The sequence below is a fragment of the Nocardia sp. NPDC051900 genome, assembly GCF_044452545.1.
Classification (GTDB): Bacteria; Actinomycetota; Actinomycetes; order Mycobacteriales; family Mycobacteriaceae; genus Nocardia; species Nocardia sichangensis.
This window is the reverse complement of the sequence record NZ_JBITBU010000016.1, coordinates 159290-183849: the sequence shown is the minus strand read 5'-3', so window position 1 is coordinate 183849 and position 24560 is coordinate 159290. Positions and strand designations below refer to the sequence as shown.

The 24560-nt window shown below is 70.6% G+C and carries 3 protein-coding genes (1 of these 3 cut by a window edge); all 3 read left to right on the top strand.

The annotated features are described in order from the left end of the window. Tightly spaced (each overlapping or abutting the next), the 3 genes in view from ACIA5H_RS26245 to ACIA5H_RS26235 form a layout consistent with a single transcriptional unit that may run on beyond the window. A protein-coding gene (locus ACIA5H_RS26245) for an SDR family NAD(P)-dependent oxidoreductase (RefSeq protein WP_397077959.1) crosses the window boundary here: on the top strand, positions 1 to 10840 show its 3' portion. The gene continues 10901 nt to the left of window position 1, outside the view; 10840 of the gene's 21741 nt are visible here — the last part of the coding sequence; the start codon falls outside the window, past its left edge; its stop codon occupies positions 10838 to 10840. After that, on the top strand, positions 10837 to 22731 hold the full coding sequence (locus tag ACIA5H_RS26240; protein ID WP_397077957.1) for a thioester reductase domain-containing protein: 11895 nt from the start codon (positions 10837 to 10839) through the stop codon (positions 22729 to 22731). Before ACIA5H_RS26245 ends, ACIA5H_RS26240 begins: the two co-directional genes overlap by 4 nt. Next, entirely contained in the window at positions 22728 to 24560 is a 1833-nt protein-coding gene (locus ACIA5H_RS26235; RefSeq protein WP_397077954.1) for a thioesterase domain-containing protein, read from the top strand. Before ACIA5H_RS26240 ends, ACIA5H_RS26235 begins: the two co-directional genes overlap by 4 nt.

Genomic DNA, 24560 nt, shown 5'->3' with positions numbered 1-24560 from the left:
CTCGGGCCGCGCACCCGGCGCGTTGGCGGGCAGCCGCACCGGGGTGTTCGTCGGACTGTGCTTCAGCGAGTATCCGGCGACGCCGACCCGAGCCGACCATCCGACCGCGATCGGCGCATACTCGGTGATCGGTTCGGCGCCGAGCGTCGCGGCCGGACGCTTGGCCTACGTTCTCGGGCTGCAGGGCCCGGCGATGACGCTGGACACGGCATGCTCCTCCTCGCTGGTGGCGCTGCAAGCGGCGGAAGACGGGCTGCGAGCGGGCCGTTGCGATCTGGCGCTGGTGGGCGGGGTGAACCTCCAGCTGGCTCCGGAGACCACCATCGGTTTCTGCCGCCTGGCCTCGCTGTCGCCCGATGGACGCTCGCGCGCGTTCGACGCCGACGCCAACGGCTACGTCCGCGCCGACGGCTGCGGCGTGCTGGTGCTGACCCGGCTGTCGCAGGCCCGGCGCAACGGCGATCGGGTGCTGGCGATCGTGCGCGGCGTCGCGGTGAATCACGATGGACGGTCCAACGGTCTCACCGCACCCAACGGCCCGGCCCAGCAGCGCGTCATCACCGACGCGCTGGAACGGGCGGGCCTGCGGCCGGACACGGTGGACTACGTCGAGACACACGGCACCGGCACCCCGCTCGGCGATCCGATCGAGGCCACCGCGCTGGCCGAGGTGTACGGATCGGGCCGCACGCAGCCTCTGCTCATCGGGTCGGTGAAAACCAATATCGGGCACACCGAGGCGGCGGCAGGCGTCGCGGGCGTCATCAAAGCCGTGCTCATGTTGCAGCACCGCCGGATCCCGCCGAGCTTGCACTTCCACACTCCGAACCCGCTGATCGACTGGGCCGGGCTGCCGTTGGAAGTGGTGCGCGAGGCGCGGGACTGGCCGCGCACCGGGCACGAACCGGCGATCGGCGTCAGCTCTTTCGGGATGAGCGGCACCAATGCGCACGTCATCCTGGCGCAGGGTGATCCGGTACCCGCGCCGCGACCGGAATCGCCGACCGCGCAGGTACTCGTCCTCTCCGCGCGCGACGAGACCGCCCTCGCCGACAGCGCGCGGCGCTGGGCAGACCGAATCGACTCGGCGCAGGCGACACTCGGCGATCTGGCCTACACCGCCGCGACCGCGCGGACACACTTCGAAGAACGGCTCGCGGTGGTCGCCGACACCAGCGCCGCCGTGGCGCGAGAGCTGCGTGCGCCGATTCCGATCCGTGGCCGGGTGGAGCGAACCGCGCGCACGAAGGTGGCGCTGCTGTTCACCGGGCAGGGATCGCAGTACCCGGGCATGGCCCGCGAGTTGTTCGACTCCGAACCGGTCTTCCGCGACGCGCTGCGGCACTGTGACGCGGTGCTGGGGCCGATCGCGGACGGTATCGGGCTGATCGAGGCCCTCTACGGCGATCACGGTCCGGAGCTGTTGCGTCGCACGGTGTTCACCCAGCCGGTGTTGTTCGCGGTCGAGTGGGCGCTGTGGGAGCTGTGGCGGTCGTGGGGGATCGCCCCGGCGGCGGTGCTCGGGCACAGCGTCGGGGAATACGTCGCGGCCTGCGCCGCAGGCGCGATGAGCGTGGAGGACGCCCTGCGGCTCGTCGCCGTGCGCGGTCGCCTGATGCAGCGCCTGCCGGACGGAGGCGCGATGGTGGCCGTCGACGCCCCCGCCGAGCAGATCTCGCCGCTCGTCGCACGGTATGCGCCCGCGGTGTCGATCGCGGGATACAACGGACCGGCTCAGGTGGTGGTCGCCGGACCGCGAGCCGCACTCGATCCGCTGCGCGAGCAGTTGTCGGCCAACGGTATACGGTCCGCCGATCTCACCGTCTCGCACGCCTTCCACTCCGCGGCGATGGACCCGATTCTCGACGACCTCGCCGCGGCGGCGTCCCGGGCGACGATGTCCGATCCCGCGATTCCGCTGATCTCCAACCTCACCGGTGCGGTGCTGCGCCCGGGCGAACTCGACCCGCGGTACTGGGCGCGGCATGCACGTCAGCCGGTCCGGTTCGCACAGGGCTTGCGTGCGCTGGCCGAGCTGGGGATCGACGAGTTCCTCGAAATCGGGCCGCATCCGACGTTGTCCGCGCTCGGCGGGCGCGTGCTGGGTGACTCGGCGCGGTTCGTCGCGTCGCTGCGTCGCGGCCGTGGTGATCGCGAGACGATGATGACGGCGCTGGGACGCCTGTATGTCGGGGGCGTGGCGGTGGACTGGGAGCAGGTGCACCGTCCGCACGATCGTCGGCGCGCGCTCGCTCCGACGTACCCCTTCCAGCGGCAACGCTATTGGGTCGAATCCCGGTCCTACGACGCTGTGGCGGCACCGGGCAGCGCTGGCGACGGGCACACGCTTATCTCCATGCGGTCGGGCAGCGTCTCGGCGGAGCCCGGAACCGCACCGACACCCGCCGTGGGCTACTCGACGCGTCCGGTCGACGCAGTCCTTTCGCACTCTGAGGCCGCAGGCGCAGGACACTCGATGGTTTCGACGCATCTGCATGCCGAGCTATCGGATCGCAGCGTCACGACCCATCCAACTCGCGGTCACGAGACGGTCCCAGGATCGGGCGTCGCAGCCGAGCCGAATCCTCTGACGGACCTCGGGGCCGCGCCTCCGTCGGCCGAGGTGGATGCCGTCCCTTATGCGGGTCCTCGGACGCGGCAAGAGATCGCTGCGGCTGCGGCCCGGCAGGCAGATCATTCGATATCGAGCAGCACCGCAACGAATTTCGATCTGACGCTCGGGCCGGATTCTCCGTCATATCTGGCCGACCATGTCGTGGATCGGACTGTCGTCGTGCCGGGCGCCTGGTTCGTCGCCACCATCGCCGACGTCGCGCACGGACTCGTCGCCGGTGACGTCGTCGCGATCGATGACCTCGTGATCACCAGCGGACTCGCGCTGACCGGCCCGCAGCAGGTACGAATCGACTTCGACCCGACCGCCGACGGATTCGCGGTGCACGTGCGGACGGAAAGCGCAGGCACACACGCCCGCGCCCATGTCAGCACCGGAACGCACCGGATCCCGGATGGTGCCTCTCTTGGGGAGATCCTCGGCGCCTGCCCGGAACACCTGGCCGCAGCGGAGTTCTACCAACGGCTGACCCGCGCGGGCCTGCCTTACGGACCGGCGTTCCGCCGTGTCGTCGGCCTGCGCCTGGGTCGGCGCGAAGCCTTGGCCACGTTGTCGGATTTCGATACCGATACCGGCCCTGGGGCGGTGCACCCGGTTCTGCTGGACGCGGCGTTCCAAGCCACCTATGCGGCGATGTCGCCGCGGGCCGACGAGCAGACGTGGGTGCCGTTCGCGGTGGACCAGGTACTCGTCTCCGCCGTGGCGGGCACCGTTCGATTCGGCCATGTGCGCGTCCTCGAGCAGACGCCGCAGCTGTGTGTCGCCGATGTTCGACTGCTCGATGAGGAGGGCTCTGCGGTGCTGGTCGCGAACGGATTGCGAGTGATGCCCACGCCGAATTCGGCCGGGCAGTCGTCCGCCCCGGCGGTTCCCGATCGGTCGGTCGCGGACACCTACCGTATCGACTGGCGGGAGACCGGCCCGGCGGCACCGGCCTCCGCGGCCGGGCGCTGGCTCGTCATCGGTGCGCCCGGAAGCTTCGCCGACGATGTCGCGGACGAGGTGCGGGCACGTGGCGGGGAGTGTGTAGTCGCCAGGCCCGGTGACGGGTTCGGGTTCCGCGGGGAAGACGAGTTCGAGATCGACCTCGGCGTGCCCGCGGCCGTGCGGGCGTTGCTCGGCGCGGTGGACGACGGTCGCGCACCGCTGCGCGGGATCGTCTCCGCGGTCGCGTTGTCCGACGAGGACGCGCCCGCACCGGTGGCCGCGGAACGTCTGGTGGTGGGCGCGCTGCATCTCGTGCAGGCCGCGGCGCTGGCCGGAGAACCGGCGGTGTGGCTGCTCACCCGTCACGGTCAGCGAGTGGAGCCTTCCGATCGGGTGGCGCCGCAGCAGTCGGCGCTGTGGGGATTCGCCCGCAGCGCGCAGCTCGAACACCGCGAAATAGGCTGTCATGTAATCGATCTCGATAAGGATGCCGACGTTCGCTCTGTGGTCGACACGTTCGTGACACCCTCGTCGCCGCGGCAGCTCGCGCTGCGTCAGGGGCGTCGTCGGGTGCCTCGGCTCGTGCCGTTGACAGTGCCCAGCGCGCCGACGGTCGCCTCCGGCGCGGGTGGGACGGTGCTGATCACCGGCGGCCTGGGTGGGGTCGGTCTGCGGCTGGCTCGCTGGTTCGTCGACCGCGGTTGGCCGGACCTGGTTCTCGCCGGGAGGTCCGCGCCCGATGCTCGAGCGGAGTCCGCCATCGCCGAATTGCGGGAGCGTGGCGCTCGGATCGAGGTGCGGTCGCTCGACGTCGCCGACCGTACGGCCGTGGCGGCCACGCTGACGTGGATCGACCGTGAGCTGCCGCCGCTGGCGGGCGTGGTGCACCTGGCCGGGGTGCTCGACGACGGCGTGATCGCCGAGCAGACGGCCGCACGGGTCGGGCGGGTGCTCGCGCCGAAGACGTTCGGGGCATGGCATCTGCACGAGCTGACCGAGAGCCGGTCCTTGCGATTCTTCTTGCTGTTCTCCTCGGCCGCGGCAGTGGTCGGACTGCCCGGTCAGGCCGGCTACGCCGCCGCGAACGCCTTCCTCGACGGCGTGGCCGAGTCGCGCGACGCGTCGAGCACGCCCGCGCTGTCGATCGCGTGGGGCCCGTGGGCGGACACGGGAATGGTCGAGCGGCTCAGCAGCGGCGCGGTGCAACGGCTGGCCCGCCGTGGTTACGGCCTGCTGCGACCCGAGCAGGCTTTCGACACGCTCGCCGAACTGATCGGTTCCGCGGCTCCGGCGGTCACCGCAATGCCGTTGACGATGTCGGGTGTGATCGCCGCCGACGTGCCGGACGTGCTGCTGGACTTCGTCGCGCCGATCGAAAACACGTCTACGCCAACCGATTCGGCCACTGACCTGTCCGCGCGGACGGAGGCGCTGGTGCGCCGCTGCCTCGGGTTGGCGCCCGGCGATGATCTCGATCGGCCGCTGCACGAACTCGGGCTGGACTCGGTCGCGGCGCTCGAGATCCGCGACGAACTGTCGCGCTCGAGCGGTCACCGCCTGCCCGCCACCTTGGCTTTCGAGTACCCCACCCCGCGCGCGGTGGTCGGCCTGCTGGTGCGGCTGGCCTCCGCGCAAGCGCCGTCCGCGCCGCCGCCGATCGACAGCAATGGCGATTCCTCCGATCGGACGGCGGCGCGGACGCCCGCTCCCCGGCTGAACGTGGAGATGGCCGTGGGCGGCACCGTGCCCATGTCGAACGGCGTCGCGGCCGTGCCGCCGCGGGCGACGGATACTGCCCCGCGCACTCACCAGACCGGCACAAACGACGCGGCTGCCGCTGCCGGCCGCTCGGCTTCGCGCGACCGGCGGCCCGTGACCGCGCACGCATCGGCAGACCCGTTCGGGTCGTCCGCGCCGACCGCGCCCAGCGTCGGTCGGCAGGAGGCCCGACATGCGTCGGCCGAGTCGTTCGCATCGCGCGAGACACCGACCGCGGCCGCCATCTCGAACACCGATCGCCACACCGACGCGGTGGGGGACATCGCGATCGTGGGCGTGAGCGGACGCTACCCGGGCGCGGACGGGCTCGACGAGTATTGGCGGGTGCTGGTCGAGGGACGCGACTGCGTCACCGAGATCCCGCGGCAGCGGTGGGATCACAGCCGCTATTTCGTCCCCGACCGCCACAACCCCTTCACCGCGTACACCAAGTGGGGCGGGTTCCTCGACGACGTCGACTGCTTCGATCCGCTGTTCTTCGCCATTTCCCCGCGTGAGGCGGAGATCCTGGACCCGCAGGAGCGGCTGTTCCTGCAAACCGCTTGGGCCGCATTGGAAGACGCCGGACACTCCCGGGCCGACCTGGCCCGTGGCGGCCTGCGTCCGGAGCAGGCCGGTGTGTTCGTCGGTGTCATGTGGGGCACCTATCAGATGTTCGGGGCCGAGGAGTCCCGGCTCGGGCGCGGCACGCTGCCCGGGTCGACGTTCTGGAGCATCCCGAATCGTGTCTCGCACGCCCTGGACTTCCAAGGGCCGAGCATGGCGGTGGACACGGCGTGCTCGTCCTCGCTCACCGCACTGCACCTGGCCTGCCAGAGCATCCGGACCGGCGAATGCAGGCTGGCGCTGGTCGGCGGCGTCAATCTGTCACTGCACCCGTACAAGTTCGTCGCGCTCAGCCAGGGGCAGTTCGCCTCCACCGACGGCCGCTGCCGTTCCTTCGGCGCAGGCGGCGACGGGTATGTGGCCAGTGAGGGTGTGGGGGCGCTGGTGCTGCGGCCGCTGGCCGACGCCGAAGCCGACGGCGACACCATCTACGGCGTCATCAAGGGCACCGCGATCAACCACGGCGGCCGGGTCAACGGGTTCACGGTGCCCAATCCCGACGTGCAGGCGGCGGTGATCCGCTCGGCGCTGCGCACCGGTGGCGTGGACCCGGCGTCGGTCTCCTACGTCGAAGCGCACGGCACCGGCACCGCGCTGGGCGATCCGATCGAAATCGCCGGTCTGGCAAAGGTGTTCGGCACGTCCGGCGTGGCCGAGCTGCCGATCGGTTCGGTGAAGTCCAATGTCGGCCACCTCGAGGCCGCGGCCGGTGTCGCGGCGCTGACGAAGGTGCTCCTACAGTTGCGACACCGGACCATCGTGCCGTCGCTGCACGCCACGCCGCCCAACCCGAACATCGACTTCGCGGCCACACCGTTCCGAATCCCGTCCCGCCCGCTGCCATGGCCCGGCGGAGATCCGGCGCGGCCGCGCCGGGCGACGGTGAGTTCGTTCGGGGCAGGCGGGGCCAACGCGAACGTGGTGATCGAGGAGTACGTGGATCGCAGGCCGCAGACGCGGTTCAGCGGCGGTCAGGTCGTCCCGCTCTCCGCGCGCGACGGCGAGCGGCTCACGGAGTACGTCACCGCGCTGGACCGTTTCCTCTCCGGGCAGCAGCCGAACCTCGCCGATCTGGCCTTCACCATGCAGGTGGGTCGGCAGGCAGGCAGCGCGCGCGCCGCGTTCGTCGCGCGCGACATCGGCCAGCTGCGCGCCGCGGTCCGCGCCTGGGTCGAGGACGTGCCCGGCGCCAGATCCTGCCGGGACGCGGCGGAGGATTCCCGGATCGCGCGTTGGCTCGGCGGTAAGGACATCGATTGGGCCACCGTCCGTGATCCGGGACCGCGACGCCGGATTCCCGCGCCCACGTACCCGTTCGCCCGTGAGCGGTACTGGATTCCGGACGTCGCGCCCAGCGTGGAACCGGGTGCCGGGCACAGTGACCAGTCCACATTCACGCCGGACAACACCTCGCTGCCGCAGCCCACGTCGACTTCGGGACCTGTTCCGGTCGCGCTCCCTGCGCTGAATGGGCAGGCCACGCTCCAATCGGGAGCACCGCAACCCGTATCAGCGCAATGGCTCGCACTCGAGCCGTTGTCGGAGCTTTCGACGGGCGGATTCGAGACGGAGGCCGGGATGCGGGAGTCCGCGCCGACCCGCCGGGCAGCAGCGCAACGGTTGCTGGTCCCGGTCTGGCGAGAAGCTGCGCTGCCCGGCGGTGACCTGCGTTCCCGCCGCGCCCTGCTGGTATACGACGCGCGAACCCCGCACCACCTGGTGGAGGCGCTGACCGCCGCTACCGGTGATCCGGGCCGCCTGGTGCGGCTCTCCGAACTACCGGGCGACCTGCACCGCGACGACTTCGACGCGGGCGCTGCGCTCGGCCGGGCGCTCGCGGCCCGCTATCCCGACACCGACTGCGTCCTCGATGTGTGCGACCTCGTCCCCGCGGCGACCGGACGACCCACCGGCGACCTCGGCCGAATGGGTTTCTACCAAGGCGTGATCGAGGCGCGCGCCGGTTCGCTCGCGCTGCTGCACATCGCCGCCGGACACCCCGGCGCGGACGGCCCGGAGTCCGCGCCGCTGGGCGGCCTGGTTGCCGCGCTTGCCGAGGAGATCCGCGACGTGCGCACACGGAGCGTCCATATAGGTGACGAGCGCGACGCGGTGTGCGCCGATCCCGCGCGATTGCTGGCGATACTGGGCGCGGAGAGCGCGGCCACCGAGGACAGCGCGCCGCGGGTGCGGTATCGCGGTGGAATACGCGAAGCCGTCGAACTCACCGACGCGACAGCACGCGACGGTCTGGTGGTGGATCCCGCCCGCACCTATGTGGTGACCGGCGGCACGCGCGGACTGGGTGCGGCGTTCGCGGCGGCGTTGGCCGAACGCGGAGCGCGCCGCTTGGCCGTCCTCGGCCGGGAACCGCTACCGCCGCAGACGGAATGGGACCGGGTCGCTGCTGGAACCGGCCCCGAGGCGGAGAAGGTTCGGCGGCTGGTGCAGTTGCGTGACCGCGGCGTCGCCGTGCGCACCTACTTCGGCAGCCTCACCGACGAGGCGGGGTTGTCCGGCTTCTTCGATCGAGTGCGCAACGAGCTGGGCCCGATCGGCGGCGTGCTGCACTGCGCGGGAAGCGTATCCGCGGAGAGCCCGGCGTTCGTGCGCAAGACCGGCGACGCCGTCGCGACCGTGCTCGCGCCCAAATTGGCGGGCACCGCGGTCCTCGCCGACGTCTTGGCCGCCGACCGTCCCGACTTCTTCGTCTTGTTCTCCTCGGTGTCGGCCGTGCTGCCCGGCTTGTCGGTGGGCCTGTCGGACTACGCGATGGCCAACGCGCACCTCGACCGCTTCGCCGAGGCCCAGCACGCATTGGGACGACACTGGTTCCGGTCGATCAATTGGCCGTCGTTCCGTGACACCGGGTTCGGCGAGGTGACCAGCGCGGCCTACCGCGCCACCGGCCTGCCCACCCTCAGCGCCGCGGAAGGATTCGAACTACTCGACGCGGCACTGGGTCTACCCGCCCCGGTGGTCTTGCCCTACCACGGTGCGGCACTTCATCTTTCGACACAGACGAATCGACCTGCAGCAGAGGTGGCGCCCGTGCCGACCGCGCGGCCCACGGCGGCGAACGGCTCCGCGGCGGCGTATCAGGAATTGCTGCGCATCTTCTCCGACGAACTGAAATTGGCCCCCGCCCGCTTCGAGGGCGACAAACGGTTCGAGGAGTACGGCGCGGATTCGGTGTTGATCGCCTCGGCGGTGCGCCGGATCGAGCAGGTCGTCGACGCGCCCTTCGACCCGGCGCTGGTGCTGGAGTTCCCGACCCTGGACGACTTGGCGGGTCTGTTGACCGAGCAATTCCCGGAACGTTTCGCGCCCGAAGCGCCGCCGGATCCACCGGCCGATCCGCAGCGGCCACCGGCTGATCATCAACGCACATCCGACCGCGGGACATCCCGTCCCAGTGCGGCCACCTGGGCGGCCGACGCCCGCCGTGGCCGGGCAGCCGAGCCCATCGCCGTGGTCGGCATCGGTTGCCGCCTTCCGGGCGGCGACACTCCGGACGCGTTCTGGCGCCTGCTCGCCACGGGCGCCTCCGGCATCCGGGAGGTGGACCCGGCCCGCTGGGATCCCGCCCGGTTCTACCGCCCGGGCGGCGGACCCGGTCTGACCAACAGCAAATGGGGCGGCTTCGTCGACGGCATCGATCTGTTCGATCCGCAGTATTTCGGCGTCACCGACGAACTCGCTTGGCAGATGGACCCGTTGCAGCGGCTGCTGCTCGAGACGTCGGTGCTGGCCACCACCGACGCCGGATACCGGCGCGAAGAGTTGGCGGGCAAGCGAGTCGGCGTCTACGCAGGCAGCAGGGCGGCGAATTACTTCAACCGCATCCCGGTCGCCGACCGGCACACCATCATCGGCATCGGGCAGAACTTCATCGCCGCGCGCATCTCGGACTTCTTCGACTGGCACGCGGGCAATGTCGTGCTCGACAGCGCGTGCTCGTCGTCGTTGCTGTCGGTGCATCTGGCCTGCCAGGCGTTGCGGGCGGGCGAGGTCGACGCGGCGCTGGCCGGTGGGGTGGAAGTGCTGCTCGACGAGATGCTGTTCGTCACGTTGTCGGCGGCGGGTGTGCTCTCGCCGAACGGGCGGTGCGCGACGTTCTCCGAGGACGCCGACGGTTTCGTGCCGGGCGAGGGCGCGGCGCTGCTGATGCTCAAGCGGCTGGACGACGCGCTCGCCGACGGCGATCGGGTCTACGCGGTGCTGCGCGGCTCGGCGATCGGCAACGACGGGCACACGATGGGCATCACCACACCCAACATGCGGGCGCAGATCGAGGTGGTCACCGCGGCGCTCGAAGTGGCGGGCATGTCCCCGGACGCGCTGTCGTATCTGGAGGCGCACGGCACCGGCACCATGATCGGCGACCCCATCGAACTGAAGGGGTTGGCGACCGTGCTGGGCGACCGGTCGCGCGGCCCGGAGCCGTGCGCGGTCGGCAGCGTGAAAACCAATATCGGGCATCTGCTGTCCGCGGCGGGCATCGCCGGGGCGGTCAAGACGATCCTGGCCGTGCACCACGCGGCGCTGCCGCCGTCGCTGCACTGCGACAACCTCAATCCGCGATTCCAGTTCGCCGGATCGCCGCTGCAGGTCAACCGAGAACTGCGCCCGTGGCAGCCGGCCGACGGCAGGCCCCGCGCGGCGGGCGTCAGCTCGTTCGGCTTCGGCGGCACCAATGCCCACCTCATCGTCGAGCAGGCGCCCGATGGGCACCGTCCGACACGCCACCCCCTGGATCCACCCGCCTTCCGCAAGAGGAGCTTCATGCTGCCGAAAACGGTTCCCAGCACATCGACGGAGCCCGCGCCGCGGATCGTGGTGCCGATCAGCGCGCCCGCACCGTCGTTCCTCCAGGTGGAGCCGCTGCGATGAGCGGGATCGAATTGGACAGCTTTGCCACCACCCTGCGCGCCGAGGACCCGGTGGTGCGCGACCATCGCGTGCACGGTGTGCGGATCCTGCCGGGCGTGGTGTATCTCGACATGATCCTGCGCGCGGCGATGGCGGCGGGGTACCGGCCCGGCGAGCTGACGATCCGGGAGGCGTTGTTCCAGCGTCCGGTCGCCCTCGCCGACGACGGCGCGGTGCGCATCGCGTTCCGCGTGGATCGTCCGACCGGCCGGATCGCCATCGACGTCCAGAGCCTGGACGCGAAAGGCGTGCCGGTCGGCGCGATCGAGCCTGTCGCGGAATGCGTTGTGGTGCGGTCTGCTTCCTCCGATCAGCCGCCGGGGATCGATGCGGCCGACTTCCGGGCGGCGTCGCGTGCGCGCGGCATGGCGGAGCTGTACGCCCAGACCGGCGGCCGCGGTATCGATCATCGCGAATTCATGCGCGCCACCGGACATTTCGCCCGGCGTGACGATGTGGTCACCGCGACGCTTGGTCTCGGTCCGGAGGCCACGGCGCATCTGCCCGGCTTCCTGCTGCACCCCACGTTCCTCGACGCATCCACGATCGTGCCGTTCATCGATCCGCAGCGGCTCGGCGTGGACGACGACAGCGCGTTCATTCCCATCTTCTTCGGCGACGTCCGCGCCTGGCGCGCGACGCCCGAGGAGGTGCTCGTGCGAGCGGCGGTCCGCGGTGGCGGGCACGGCGGGGACCTGCTCGAAGCCGATGTGGCGCTCTACGACCAAGACGGAGCGCCGGTGGCGCGGTATCGGCTGACGTCCAAGCGTGTGCGTGGCAGCGCGGATATCCAGCGGTTGCTGACGCGGCCGCAGGCAGCACCCACGGGACAAGCCACGCCGCGACCGACGACGGTGCCGGTGGCCTCGGGTGATCCGCGTGCGGTGATCACCGCCGACCTGGCCGCTCTCGTGGCCGGTGAACTCGGCGCCGACGCCACGGGGATCGGCACCGACGTCGGGTTCTACGAGCTCGGATTGGATTCCGGTCGTCTGCTGCGGCTGACCGCCGAGTTGGAGGCGAGGGTCGGCGAGCCGCTGTATCCGACGCTGCTGTTCGAGTACCAGACCATCGACGCGCTCGCCGGACATCTCGCCGACATCGTCGGCGCGAACTACCGCCCCGCCGCGTCGGCCGAATCCATCGTGGTCGCAGAGGTGGCGGGACCGCCGACAGTGGACCAGGTCGCGTCGCCGGAATCGGTAGCGGCGGAAGACCTCGTCGTTTTCGGGTTCGACTGGGAGCCCGACACCACCGCGCATACGCGTCGGGAACCCACCAGCCTGCTCGTCTTCGATACCGCCGAGCACCCTTACCCGCACGGCGCGGCCGCGACTGTCATCCGGGTCCGTCCCGGTGGCGAGTTCGTCTCCGGTACAGACGCTTTCGTCGTCGACCCGGCGGACGCACGGCACATGGAGCTGCTGGTCGACCAGCTGACGGCCCTGCGGCTGTGCTTCGACGCCGCGGTGTACCTGTGGCCCGAAACGACGACAGACAGTGACCCGCAGGCGCTGATCGAACGGGTGTACCTGCCGCTGCGCGATCTGCTGCGCGCGGTCGCGGCGGTGTCCGAACCGCCGGTGCGCCTGGTGCTGGCTCTCACACCGGCGACACCCGCGGGTGAATCGAGTTGCGCCCTCCTGGGCGGTGCGGCCCGCACACTGCGGCTCGAGCAGCCGCAACCGTTGCTGCGGGCCATCCAACGCGACCCCGCCCGTCCGATCGACGACATCGTGGCCACGGAGCTGGGCATCGACGAACGCGACCCCGCCACCGAGATCCGCTACCACGGCGCAGAACGCCGGATCCGCCGGACCCGCCCGCTCACCGATGCCACGCCGAGTTCCGGCGACGCGGTGCTGCGCACGGGATCGGTGGTCGTCGTCACCGGCGGATTCGGTGGGATCGCCCGTCACCTGGCCCGCCGCCTCGCCGCCGAGTACAGCGCACGGCTGGTGCTGGTATCGCGCCGTCCGCTCGACGCGTCGGCCGCGGGACTGCTGGCCGAGCTCGGCGAACTCGGCGCGGAAGCCGTACACGTGCGCGCCGACGTGTCGGTCGCGGCCGACGCCGAACGCGTCGCCGCGATCGCCCACGCCACCTTCGGGCCGGTCGACGTGCTCTACCACGGTGCGGGTCAGTTGCGCGACGGACTGCTGTCCGGCAGCAGCCGCGACGACGCGAGAACCGTTCTCGCACCGAAGATCTACGGCGTCGAGCACTTGACGCGGGCGCTGCCGGAGACCCGCCTGACCGTGTTGTTCTCCTCGGTCTCCGCGGTGCTGGGCAACCCGGGGCAAGCCGATTACGCGGCGGCCAACCGCTATCTCGACGTCTTCGCCGAACAGCGCGATCGAGCCGGAAGCAGGACGATCAGCATCGGCTGGCCGCTGTGGGCCGACGGCGGTATGCATCCCCCCGCCGAGCAGATCGCCGCGCTGCGGCGCGCCGGTGTGGGACTGCTGCCCACCGCGACCGGACTGGACCTGCTGTTGTCCTGCGCGACGCTCCACCGCGCACAACTGGCCGCGGTATGGGGCCACAGCGACATCCTGCGAGCACGACTACAACCGGCAACCGCACCGTCTGACGCGCCACCCGCGCCGGGCGATGCGCATCACGCGACCGTGCCGGTCGACGAGCATCGCAAGCCCGTCGAGGAGCCCATCGCGATCGTCGGAATCAGCGGCCGCTACCCCGACGCGGAGGACATCGAGGAGTTCTGGCGCAATCTGCGCGACGGACACGACGCGGTCGGCCCGGTCCCCGCCGAACGCTGGTGGCTCACCTCCGTCCGAGGCACGCCCGGCGCGCCACCGATGACCGGCGGATTCCTGCGTGACGTGGGTGGTTTCGACCCACAGTTCTTCCGCATCCCGCCGGTTCAGGCGCCGCTGCTGGACCCGCAGGAGCGGTTGTTCCTGCAGCAGGCGTACGCGGCGCTCGAGCACGCCGGCTACCACCACACCGACCCGGCCGTGCGCGACCGCCGGGTGGGTGTGTTCGTAGGCGCCACCTGGAGCGACTACCGGCTGCTCGGAGTGGCGGCCAGCCGCGACGGCGATCCGGTCGCGGTGGCCTCGATCCCGTCGTCGATCGCCAACCGCACCTCCTACACCCTCGGTCTGCGCGGACCGAGCCTCACCGTGGACACCGCGTGTTCGGCGTCGCTGACCGCACTGCATCTGGCGCGGCGCAGCCTGCTCGACGGCGAATGCGACGCGGCGCTCGTCGGCGGGGTGAACCTGCTGCTGCACGAGGACAAATTCCTGCTGCTGCACAGCCTGGGCATGATGTCCGAGAGCGGCCGGTGCAGGCCCTTCGCCGCGAGCGCCGACGGCTATGTGCCCGGCGAAGGCGTCGGGGCGCTGTATCTGAAGCCGCTGTCGGCCGCCCGCGCCGACGGCGACACCATCCACGGCCTGATCCTCGGCAGCGCGGTGAATCACGGCGGGCAGACCTCCGGGTACAGCGTGCCGCATCCAGGGGCGCAAGCCGACGTGATCGGCGAGGCCCTGCGCGCCGCCGGGGTCGACCCCGCCGCGATCGACTACCTCGAGGCGCACGGAACCGGCACACCGCTCGGCGATCCGATCGAAATAGCCGGGCTGGCCGCCGCTTTCGGCAGAAACGGCGACGGCCGCTCCCGCGCACTCGGGTCGACGAAGTCGAATATCGGCCACCTGGAAGCGGCCGCGGGCATCGCGGGTCTCACCCGGGTGCTGTTGCAGCTGCGTCACGGCCGGATCGCGCCGACATTGCATGCCGCACAGGTCAATCCGGCCATCGCGTTCAACTCGGTGCCGTTCCGCTTACCGCGTGAACTGGAGGATTGGCCGCGCCGCACCGTCGACGGCGTCGCGGTGGCGCGGCACGCGGGTATCAGCGCCTTCGGGGCGGGCGGCGCCAACGCTCACGTGGTGCTCGCGGAGTTCATCGACGACCGAGTGCGTCCGGCCGCCACCGGTGAACCCGACATCTTCGTGTTGTCCGCGCGCACTCCGGAGCGGCTGCGCCGCTACGCCGAGATCATGGCACGGCACTTCCGCACCCTCGATCCCGCGGATTTCCTCGACGCGGTGCGCACCTTGCAAGTGGGCAGGCCCGCACTGGCCCACCGGCTCGCGGTGGTCGCGTCCTCGCCGCTCGAGGTGGCCGACGCGCTCGACCAGTTCGGCGCCGACCAGCTCGGCCCCCTGGTCACCGGCAGCGTCGACGCACACACCCGGCCACCGCTGTACGCGCCCGCGGCGGACGACCGAGAGCTGGCCCGGCAGTGGGTCGCGGGCGCCGATGTCGACTGGCGTGGACGCGGCGGGCCGCGGCAGCGAATCCCGCTGCCCGGCTATCCTTTCGAGCGCACCGACTACTGGATCATCGCACCGCCGCTCTCGGGATTCGACGCCGCGGTGGAGGGCTTCGAAGCGTCCATCCAGCCTGCGGGCACAGTGGAGCCCGGTAAAGCCGAACTCGGCCGCTACGCGGCGATGCTGCTGTTCGCCACCTTCGCCGGAATGGGGCTCACGCCGGGGGAGTGGACCACGCCGTCGCTGGACGCGCGCCTTGGTGCGCGGCCCGAATTCGACCGGCTACGCACCAGCTGCCTGGACATTCTGCGGCGACACGGGCTGGTGCGATGGCACGAGGGCCGGATCGAAGTCGCCGGCCCGCCACCGGGCACCGGCGGGATGCGCGCGGACTTGCTCGCGCGCTTCCCGGAGACCGAACCGTACGTGGCCTTGCTCGATGCCTGCCTGGCCGCCTATCCGCGCGTACTGCGCGGCGAGATGTCCGCGACCGAGGTGCTGTTCCCCGCCGGAGACCTCGAACTGGTCGGCGCGATCTATCGCGGCAACGCCGCCTACGACTTCACCAACGGATTGCTCGCCGGATTGGTGTCGGCCGTGGCGCAGCGGCACGGCGAGACCCGGCCGGTGCGGATCGTGGAAGTCGGCGCGGGCACCGGAGGTTCCACGCACGCGGTGCTCGACGCGCTCGCCGAACGCGGGATCGCGTTCGACTATCACTACACCGACGTGTCGCACAGTTTCGTCGCGCACGGGCGACGCACCTTCGGTACGCGGTCGAACGTGCGGTTCGGGGTGCTGGACATCGAGGCGGATCCGATCGCGCAAGGCTTCCCCGCACACCAGGCCGATCTGGTGATCTGTGCCAACGTCCTGCACGCGACGCGGTCGATCGACGCGACGTTACGCAACGTCCGGCGGCTGCTCGCGCCCGGCGGCGTGCTCGCCTGTACCGAAGCGACCGCCGACCTCGAGGTTCTCGCGCTGACGTTCGGCCTGCTGGAGGGCTGGCACGCGTATCGCGATCCCGAGGCGCGTCTCCCGTATTCGCCGTTGCTGTCCGAATCGCAGTGGCGGGACGCCATGAGTGCGGCGGGTTTCTCCGGAATCCGCGCCTGGGGTCCCGGCCTGTCGGAGGACCCGGAGCCGAGTTTCCGGGTGTTGGCCGCGGTCAGCGCCACCACGCTGCCCGCTGTCGCCTTACCCCCGACCGAGGTGCAGCCCGCCACCGCGCGAGTCGGCCTCGCCGATACCGGGAACCCGCCCGCCGGTGCGCGGCCGGACGCGGAACCGGCCACCGTGAGTGGTGCGGCCGTCCTGGAAGCCGAACTCGTCGCCCTCGTCGCCGAGGGCCTCGGTGTCGGGCGCGGCGAGGTGCGCGCGGAGCTGCCGCTGTCGGACTACGGCGTCGATTCCATTCTCGCGGTGAAGATCATCGATCGAGTCAACGCCCGCTACGACTTGACGCTGCGACCCACGGTGGTGTTCGACCATCCGTCGGTGCGGCTGCTCAGCAGGCACATGGCCGAACAAGGCGCTTCGGCTCCTCGAACCGCCACCGCGCCGCCCGCACGGCCCAGCGAAAGGTCAACATCGATGGACATCGCCATCATCGGCATGTCCGGGCAGTTCCCGGGCGCGGCGAACCTCGAGGAGTTCTGGCGCGATCTCGCCACAGGGCGGGACGCGGTGACCGAGATCCCCGCCGGACGCTGGCCGATCGCCGAGCATTTCCGTCCCGGCCTGGCGACGCCGGGCAAGACCTACTCCAAGTGGGGCGGCTTCCTCGACGGCGTCGAGGAGTTCGATCCGGCGTTCTTCGACATAGTGCCTGCCGAAGCCGATTACATGGACCCGCAGCAGCGGCTGTTCCTGGAACACAGCTGGCTGGCCCTGGAAGACGCCGCCATCGACCCGAAGTCGTTGCGGCGCACCCGGTGCGGCGTCTTCGCTGGGTCACCCGGTTCGGACTACGCCACCCTGCTGCGCAACCGCGGAACGGTCGGCTCCCATCACGTGTTCACCGGTAACAGCCCGGCCATCCTGCCTGCCCGCGTGGCCTATCACCTGGATCTCACCGGCCCGTGTCTCGGTCTGGACACCGCGTGTTCCTCGGCGCTGGTCGCGTTGCACCAGGCCTGCCGCAGTCTCGCCGCGGGGGAGTCGGAGCTGGCGCTGGCCGGGGGTGTCGCGGTGTTCGTGACACCCGAATACCACCTGCTCGCCTCGTCGATGGGCATGCTCTCACCACGCGGGCGATGCGCGAGTTTCGATGCCGACGCCGACGGTTTCGTGATCGCGGAGGGTGTCGGCGTGGTGGTGCTCAAGCCGTTGGCCGCCGCCGAACGCGACGGCGACCCGATCCACGGGGTGATCCGCGGGATCGGCGTCAACCACGACGGCCGCACCAACGGCATCACCGCACCCAGCGTTCGTTCGCAGACCGAACTGGAACTGGCGGTGTATCGCGACGGCGGGATCGATCCGTCCACCATCGGTTACGTCGAAACGCACGGCACCGGAACGCGGTTGGGCGACCCGATCGAACTCGAGGCACTCACCGCGGCGTTCCGTCGCTACACCGACGCGGTCGGCGTCATCCCGGTGGGATCGGTGAAATCGAACATCGGGCACGCCTCGCACGCCGCGGGCATGGCGAGCCTGTTCAAGGTGCTGCTGGCCATGCGCGCCGGACAGGTGCCGCCGTCACTGCACGTCGCTTCGGTGAATCCGCTGCTCGGATTGGAGCAGTCGCCGTTCTTCGTCAACACCGAACTGCGGGCCTGGGACGGCGCGCCACGCCGAGCCGCGATCAGTTCCTTCGGTTTCAGCGGCACCAACGCGCACCTGGTGGTCGACGGCGCACCGGCCGTCGCGACCGCACGGCGTGCGGGGCCCGGGATACCGCAGGTGGTGGTGCTCTCCGCGCGCAGCGCTACGAGCCTGTCGCGGATGGCGCGGACGCTGCGCAGGCATCTCGCGGCGCACCCGGACCTGTCGCTCGCCGACGTAGCGCGCACGCTCGCGGCCGGGCGCAGCGAATTCGAGCATCGGCTCGCGGTGGTCGGGGATTCGGTGGATGCGGTCGTGGCCCGGCTTGCCGCCTTCGCCGACGGCGACCGGCCTGCCGGGGTCTACACCGGAACGACCGACACCCCCGCCGCGGACCGCGACACTGCCACCGTGCTGGACGACCCGGAGGCGGTGGCACGGCAATGGGTCGAGGGCGGGCACGTCTCACATGCGGGCTGGGCCGACCCGGCCGCGCGCCGTATCCATCTGCCCGGCTACGAGTTCGACCGGGAACGGTGCTGGGCACCGGACTCGAGCGTCCCTTCGTCCGAGCACACGGCGCGCCCGTCGCACAGCTCCGTTGTCGGCGAAGCCCAGGACCTCGCCGCGACGCAGCGCACCGCAGCCCCATCGACCGGCGCGGCGCCCCGCGAGCTCAGCACCGCCGCAGCGGTGGCATCCGGCACGTCCATGGTCGAGACGGCACTCGATGGACCTGCGACATCCTCGCGAGCGGTCGGAGGCTCGTCGGCGCCCGCGACACAGACGGCCGCTGCGCTCCAGGACAACAGCGCGCCCCAGAACGCTGCCGACGATCGGGCTCGTGGACTTGCTGCGCCTGATCATGTCCTGCCCACATCGCCGGATCCCACGCAGCGACGGCAGTCCGCCGAGACCTACCTCAAAGGCCTGCTCGCCGAGTACTGCCGACTCGACCCGCAGCGGATCCGCACCCGAATCCCGCTGCAGGACTATGGCATCGACTCGGTGCTGATCAGCAAGATGAACGACCGGCTGGAAACCGATTTCGGACCGATGCCGAGCACGCTGATGTTCGAATACCAGACCGTCCGCGACCTCGCGGGCTACCTCGCCGACGAGCACGGGCCGCGTCTGGCCGCCGTCACCGAGAACACGACGAACGCAACCGCGTCATCCGGCGGCGCACCCGCGTCGGCGGGCTCGGTCACCTCCGAGCCCACCGCTCCCGCCGAGCATTCCGCCGACGACGCGGACGACGCGGCGGACATCGCCGTCATCGGCATGGCGGGCAAGTTCCCGATGGCGGGGGACATCGAGGAGTTCTGGGCCAACCTGGTCGCCGGTCGCGACTGCATCGTCGAGGTGCCGCCGCAACGCTGGGATCACCGCGAATACCTGTCCGACGATCCCGACGAACCGGGCACCACCTACGCGCGCTGGGGCGGATTCATCGACGACGTCGACAAGTTCGACGCTCGCTTCTTCGGCATCACCCCCAAAGACGCCGAGGAGATGGACCCACAGCAGCGGCTGTTCCTCGAAACCTCCTGGGCGGCTCTGGAAGACGCGGGTTACTCGCCCGATCGGGTACGCCGCAGCGCCGCCGCACGCGGCCTGCCGGATGCCGGCGTCTTCGCCGGGGTCGGCTACGCCGAGTACCAGGCGTTCGTCGGCGTGCCGATCTCGGGGTATTTTGCGGTGGCGAATCGGGTGTCCTACCACTTCGGCTTCACCGGCCCGTCTCTCGCGGTCGACACGGCGTGCTCGGCATCGCTGACCGCGCTGCATCTGGCCTGCGAGAGTCTGCGCCGCGGCGAAGCGGCCTACGCGCTGGCCGGTGGGGTGAACGTGTCCATCCATCCCGGCAAGTACTTGCTGCTCGGCTACGGCCGCTGGGCATCCACCGACGGCCGCTGCCGGACGTTCGGCGCGGGCGGCGACGGCTACGTGCCGGGCGAGGGTGTGGTCACGTTGGTCCTCAAACCGCTGCGGCACGCACGCGCCGACGGTGACCGCGTTTACGGCGTGATCCGGGGCAGCACCGTCAACCACGGCGGACGCACCAACGGGTTCACCGTCCCCAACCCAGTCGCCCAGGCCGACCTCATCGGCCGAGCCCTGACCGCGGCACGCGTCGACGCGGCCGACATCGGCTACGTGGAAGCCCACGGCACCGGTACCGCGCTGGGCGACCCGATCGAGATCGCGGCCCTCACCAAGGCCTATCGGCGCTCGACAGCGGAGCAGGGCTACTGCGGCATCGGCTCGGCGAAATCCAGTGTCGGACATCTGGAAGCGGCGGCGGGCGCGGCGGGCGTGGTCAAGGCGCTGCTACAACTGCGCCACGACACCATCGCGCCGAACCTGCACAGCGATCCACCGAACCCGGGAATCGACTTCGCGGCGACACCGTTCCACGTCATCGATCGGCCCACACCCTGGCCGCGCCCCGGCGACGGCACACCACGCGTCACCGCCGTCAGCTCGTTCGGCGCGGGAGGCTCCAACGCCCACATGATCCTCACCGACGCCGAGCCCGTGGCGGCAACGCCGGAAGATGGGCGGCCGAGGATCGTGGTGTTGTCCGCCCGCGACGCCGACCGGCTCGCGGAGCTGGCCGCCCGCACCGCCGATCGGCTGCGCGATCACCCTCTCGCGCTGCCCGATGTGGCGTGGACGCTGGCCGTCGGCCGGACACCGTTCGAACATCGACTCGCGGTGGTCGCCACCTCGACGGCCGAACTCGTCGAACTACTCGACAGCACAGCCGATGCCGGCGCACCCGCACCGGCGGAGGGACTACTGGTCTTCCGCGGCGTGGCCCGCACCCACCGCGACCTCGACGAGCTGCCCGGCGAATCGGACGCCGACCGCGCCGAAGTGCGCGCCCTGCTGCGGTCGGGCAACCTGCCGCGAGTCGCCGAACTGTGGGCAGGCGGATGGACCGTGGACTGGGAACAGGGCTACGAGCAGCCGTTCGGCCGGATCGTGGGTCTGCCCGGTTATCCGTTCGCCCGGCGCAGGTACTGGATCGTGCCCGAGGACTACCGCAGACGAACACCGCACGTGGTCGCGAAGACAGTGGTCACGCAGGAGATCGAGCCACCGCAGTCGGAGCAGCGCAACGGGCACTCACCGAACGGCACAGCGCCTCAGGACGTTGCGGCACCGCCGGAACCGGTCGAAACGCCCACCGCCGAAGTCGCCGCACCGGCCGTCGCCGAGCCCTCCGGTGACGAATTCGACAGCGAGTTGTGCGACCGGCTCGCCGAGCACATCCGGGAGATCTTCGCCGATCTGACCAAGTCCGACCCGGCCGAGCTCGACCTCGAGGCGGAATTCGCCGACTTCGGATTCGACTCGGTGGCCACCGTCCGAATGCTCAACCGGCTGATGAAGCACTACGACGTCAAGATCCCGGCGGAATCGACCGAGCTGCATCCGACGATCGCGTCGCTGTCGCACTATCTGGTGGCCGAAGGCATCATCTCCGGCACGGCACACGACGATGCCCCACGCCCGACCGTGGTCGCCGCGGCCACAGCGGCCCAGCAGGACATCCCCGTGGTGACGACAGAGGTCCCGATCCCGGTGCGGTCGGTCTTCATCACCGGCGTGACCGGCGTGCTGGGCGGCAAGCTGCTGCACGATCTGCTCACCCGCACCGACGTCCGGGTGACCTGCCTGGTGCGCGGCAAGACCGTGGCCGCGGCCGAGCGTCGGATCAAGCACTTCCTGAGCACCTACGACCCGGAGTCGACCCTCGACGAGGCGTTCGCGCAGCGCGTCACCGCGGTGCTCGGCGACGTCTCCAGCGAACGGCTCGGCCTGGACGAGGTCACCTGGCGGCGGCTGGCCGACGACGTGGACTTGACCATCCACGCCGCGGGCCGCACCACCTTGGTCACGTTCTACGACGCCCTGGCCCCGATCAACGTCGAAGGAACCCGTCGCGCGGTGGAATTCGCGTTGCGCTCGCGCGGCAAGTACCTGGTGTACGTGTCGAGTTTCAGCGCGCTGGGCGATCGGCTCAATTTCAACAACCCGCCGTTCACCGAGCGGGATCTCGAACTGGGTCAGGGCTACGACCATCTGCCCTACCAGCAGACCAAATACGAGTCGGAGAAGCTGATCCGGGAGGCGAGCGAACGCGGACTGCTGTGGGACATCGTTCGCCCCGGCAACATCATGGGCGACAGCCGGACCGGCCGGTACCCGTTCTCCGAGGTCAGCGTCAAAGGCGCGTACTACGACATCCTCAAGACGATGATCGAGACCGGCGAGACGATGCTGACGCCGGTGCACTGGGACATCAGTCCGGTCGACTACGTCAGCGCCGCGATCGTGCACATCGCCACGCGCCGCGCCACCTACCGGGAGACCTACCACCTGACCAATCCGGACATCCGGCGCTACTACGACGTGGTCCGCTACGTCCAGCGTGCCGGGTACGAGGTGGCGTTGGTGCCGCTGGAGGAATTCCACCGCAGGGCCACCGACCGGCAGATCTACCGGCTGGGCACCGACGAGGTGTACGACAGCCAGACCCTGGAGATGTTCAAGTACGGCATCGAACTGTTCGGCACCATCCACTACGAGGAGAGTTCCTACGCCGACTGCACCTACACCCGGCGGGTGCTCGGCGCGGCGGGCATCGACTGCCCGCCGACCGAGGATCTGGTGCGGGTGTACCTGGCGCACTGCGCCGAGGTGGGCTACATCCCCGCACCCCGCGGGGCCGAGCCGACCGCGGAGGCGCTGCGGTGAGCTGCACGATCGTCTTCCCGGGGCAGGGTGCGCAGCGCACCGGGATGGGAGCGGATTTCTGCGCCGAATTCCCGCTCGCGCGAGACACTTTCGCCGAGGCGAGCGCCGCGGTGGGCGAGGACCTGCTGCGGATCTGCGTGGAGCGGGATCCGCGACTGCATCGCACGGAGTACACCCAGCCGTGCGTGCTGACGATGGAGATCGCCGCCTACCGGGTGCTGGTGAGCGAATCCGGCTGGCAACCGGTCGCTTTCGGCGGGCACAGTCTCGGCGAGTACGCCGCGCTGGTCGCGGCGGGCGTCTTCGAACTCGCCGACGGGGTACGACTGGTGCGCACGCGCGGCGCGCTGATGCAGCAGGCCGTGCCGGAGGGCGCGGGCGCGATGGCCGCGCTGATCCTGCCGGGCATCGCCGATTCGGGGGTGGCCGAACTGGTGGCCGAGGCGGGCGTCGAGGTGGCCAACGACAATTCCACCGATCAGGTGGTCATCAGCGGTGAACGCGACGCTGTCGCCGCCGCACGTGGCGTGCTCGGCGAGCGCTTCCCGGAACTGCGGTTCGTCCCGCTGCGGGTCAGCGCGCCGTTCCACTCCCGCTGGATGCGCGGCATCGAGGACGAGTTCGCCGGACATCTGGCCGACTGCGCACCGCGCACGCGGGCCGAGCGCGCGGTCGCGGTGACCTCGAACTACACCGGAGAGTTCCATCGGCCCGAAACCCTCGCCGAGCATCTGGTCCGCCAGATCTCCGCCCCGGTGCGCTGGACGGCCAACATGCGAGCGTTGCTGCGCTCGGGCACACCCCGCTACGAGGTGGGCCCGTCGGCACCGCTGTCGAAGTTCTTCGCGACGCTGGATGCCCCGGTGACCCGGATCGCGACAGTAGCTGACGTACGTGCGCTGCCCCTATCGCAAGCCGCTCCGGCTGAGGCGGTCTCGGCGATTTCCTCGGCAGCCGCACTGACAGCGGCTGCGCCGGTCACACCGAGAACGGCTATGCCGGTCGCACCGGAACCCGCTACGACTGGTCCGGCCGCGATGACCTCTCCGACGGCGGTTGCGGCGCAACCGATTCGCGAGGTGCAAGGGCTGACCATCCATCGCAAGAGCGCCGCGACGCCGAGCCTGCGGTTGTTCTGCTGGCCCTTCGCCGGCGGCAAGGCGGCGGCCTACACGCCGTGGCGGCGCCAGCTGCCCGACTGGATCGAGCTGTGCGTTCTGGAACTGCCCGCCCGCCAACGGCATCTGGCGCAGACGCCGATCCGGCGATTCACCGATCTGGTCGAGACCGCGTTGACCGCGGTGCTGCCGCTGACCGATCTTCCGTTCGCGTTCTTCGGCCACAGCCTCGGCGCGCTGGCCGCCTACGAGGTCGCCCGCCGCCTGCCCGAGGGGATCGCGCCACGCGCGTTGTTCCTCGGTGGCGCGGTGGCCCCGCATCTCCCCAGGCCGGGTCGGTTGTCGGAGCTACCGGACCACGAGTTCGTCGCGGCGGTCGGCCATTACGGCGGCATCCCGCCGGAAGTGCGCGAGACCCCGGAGGTGATGGCGCTGTTCCTGCCCGCGTTGCGCAGCGACTTCGAGATCTTCGACGACTACCGATTCACACCCGCCGCCGCGCCGTCGTGCCCGGCCCACCTGTTCGGCGGCCGCGACGACCGCCAGGTCGCGGCCTCCCAGCTGGAGGCCTGGCGCGACGTCCTGCCTGGACTGCGCTCCACCGAGCTGCTGCCCGGCGGCCACTTCTTTCTCGTCGAGCAGCGGGCAGCGCTGCTCGACTCGCTCGCGGACAAGCTCGCCGCTGTCCGCCCCGACGCGGTATCCGCCTGA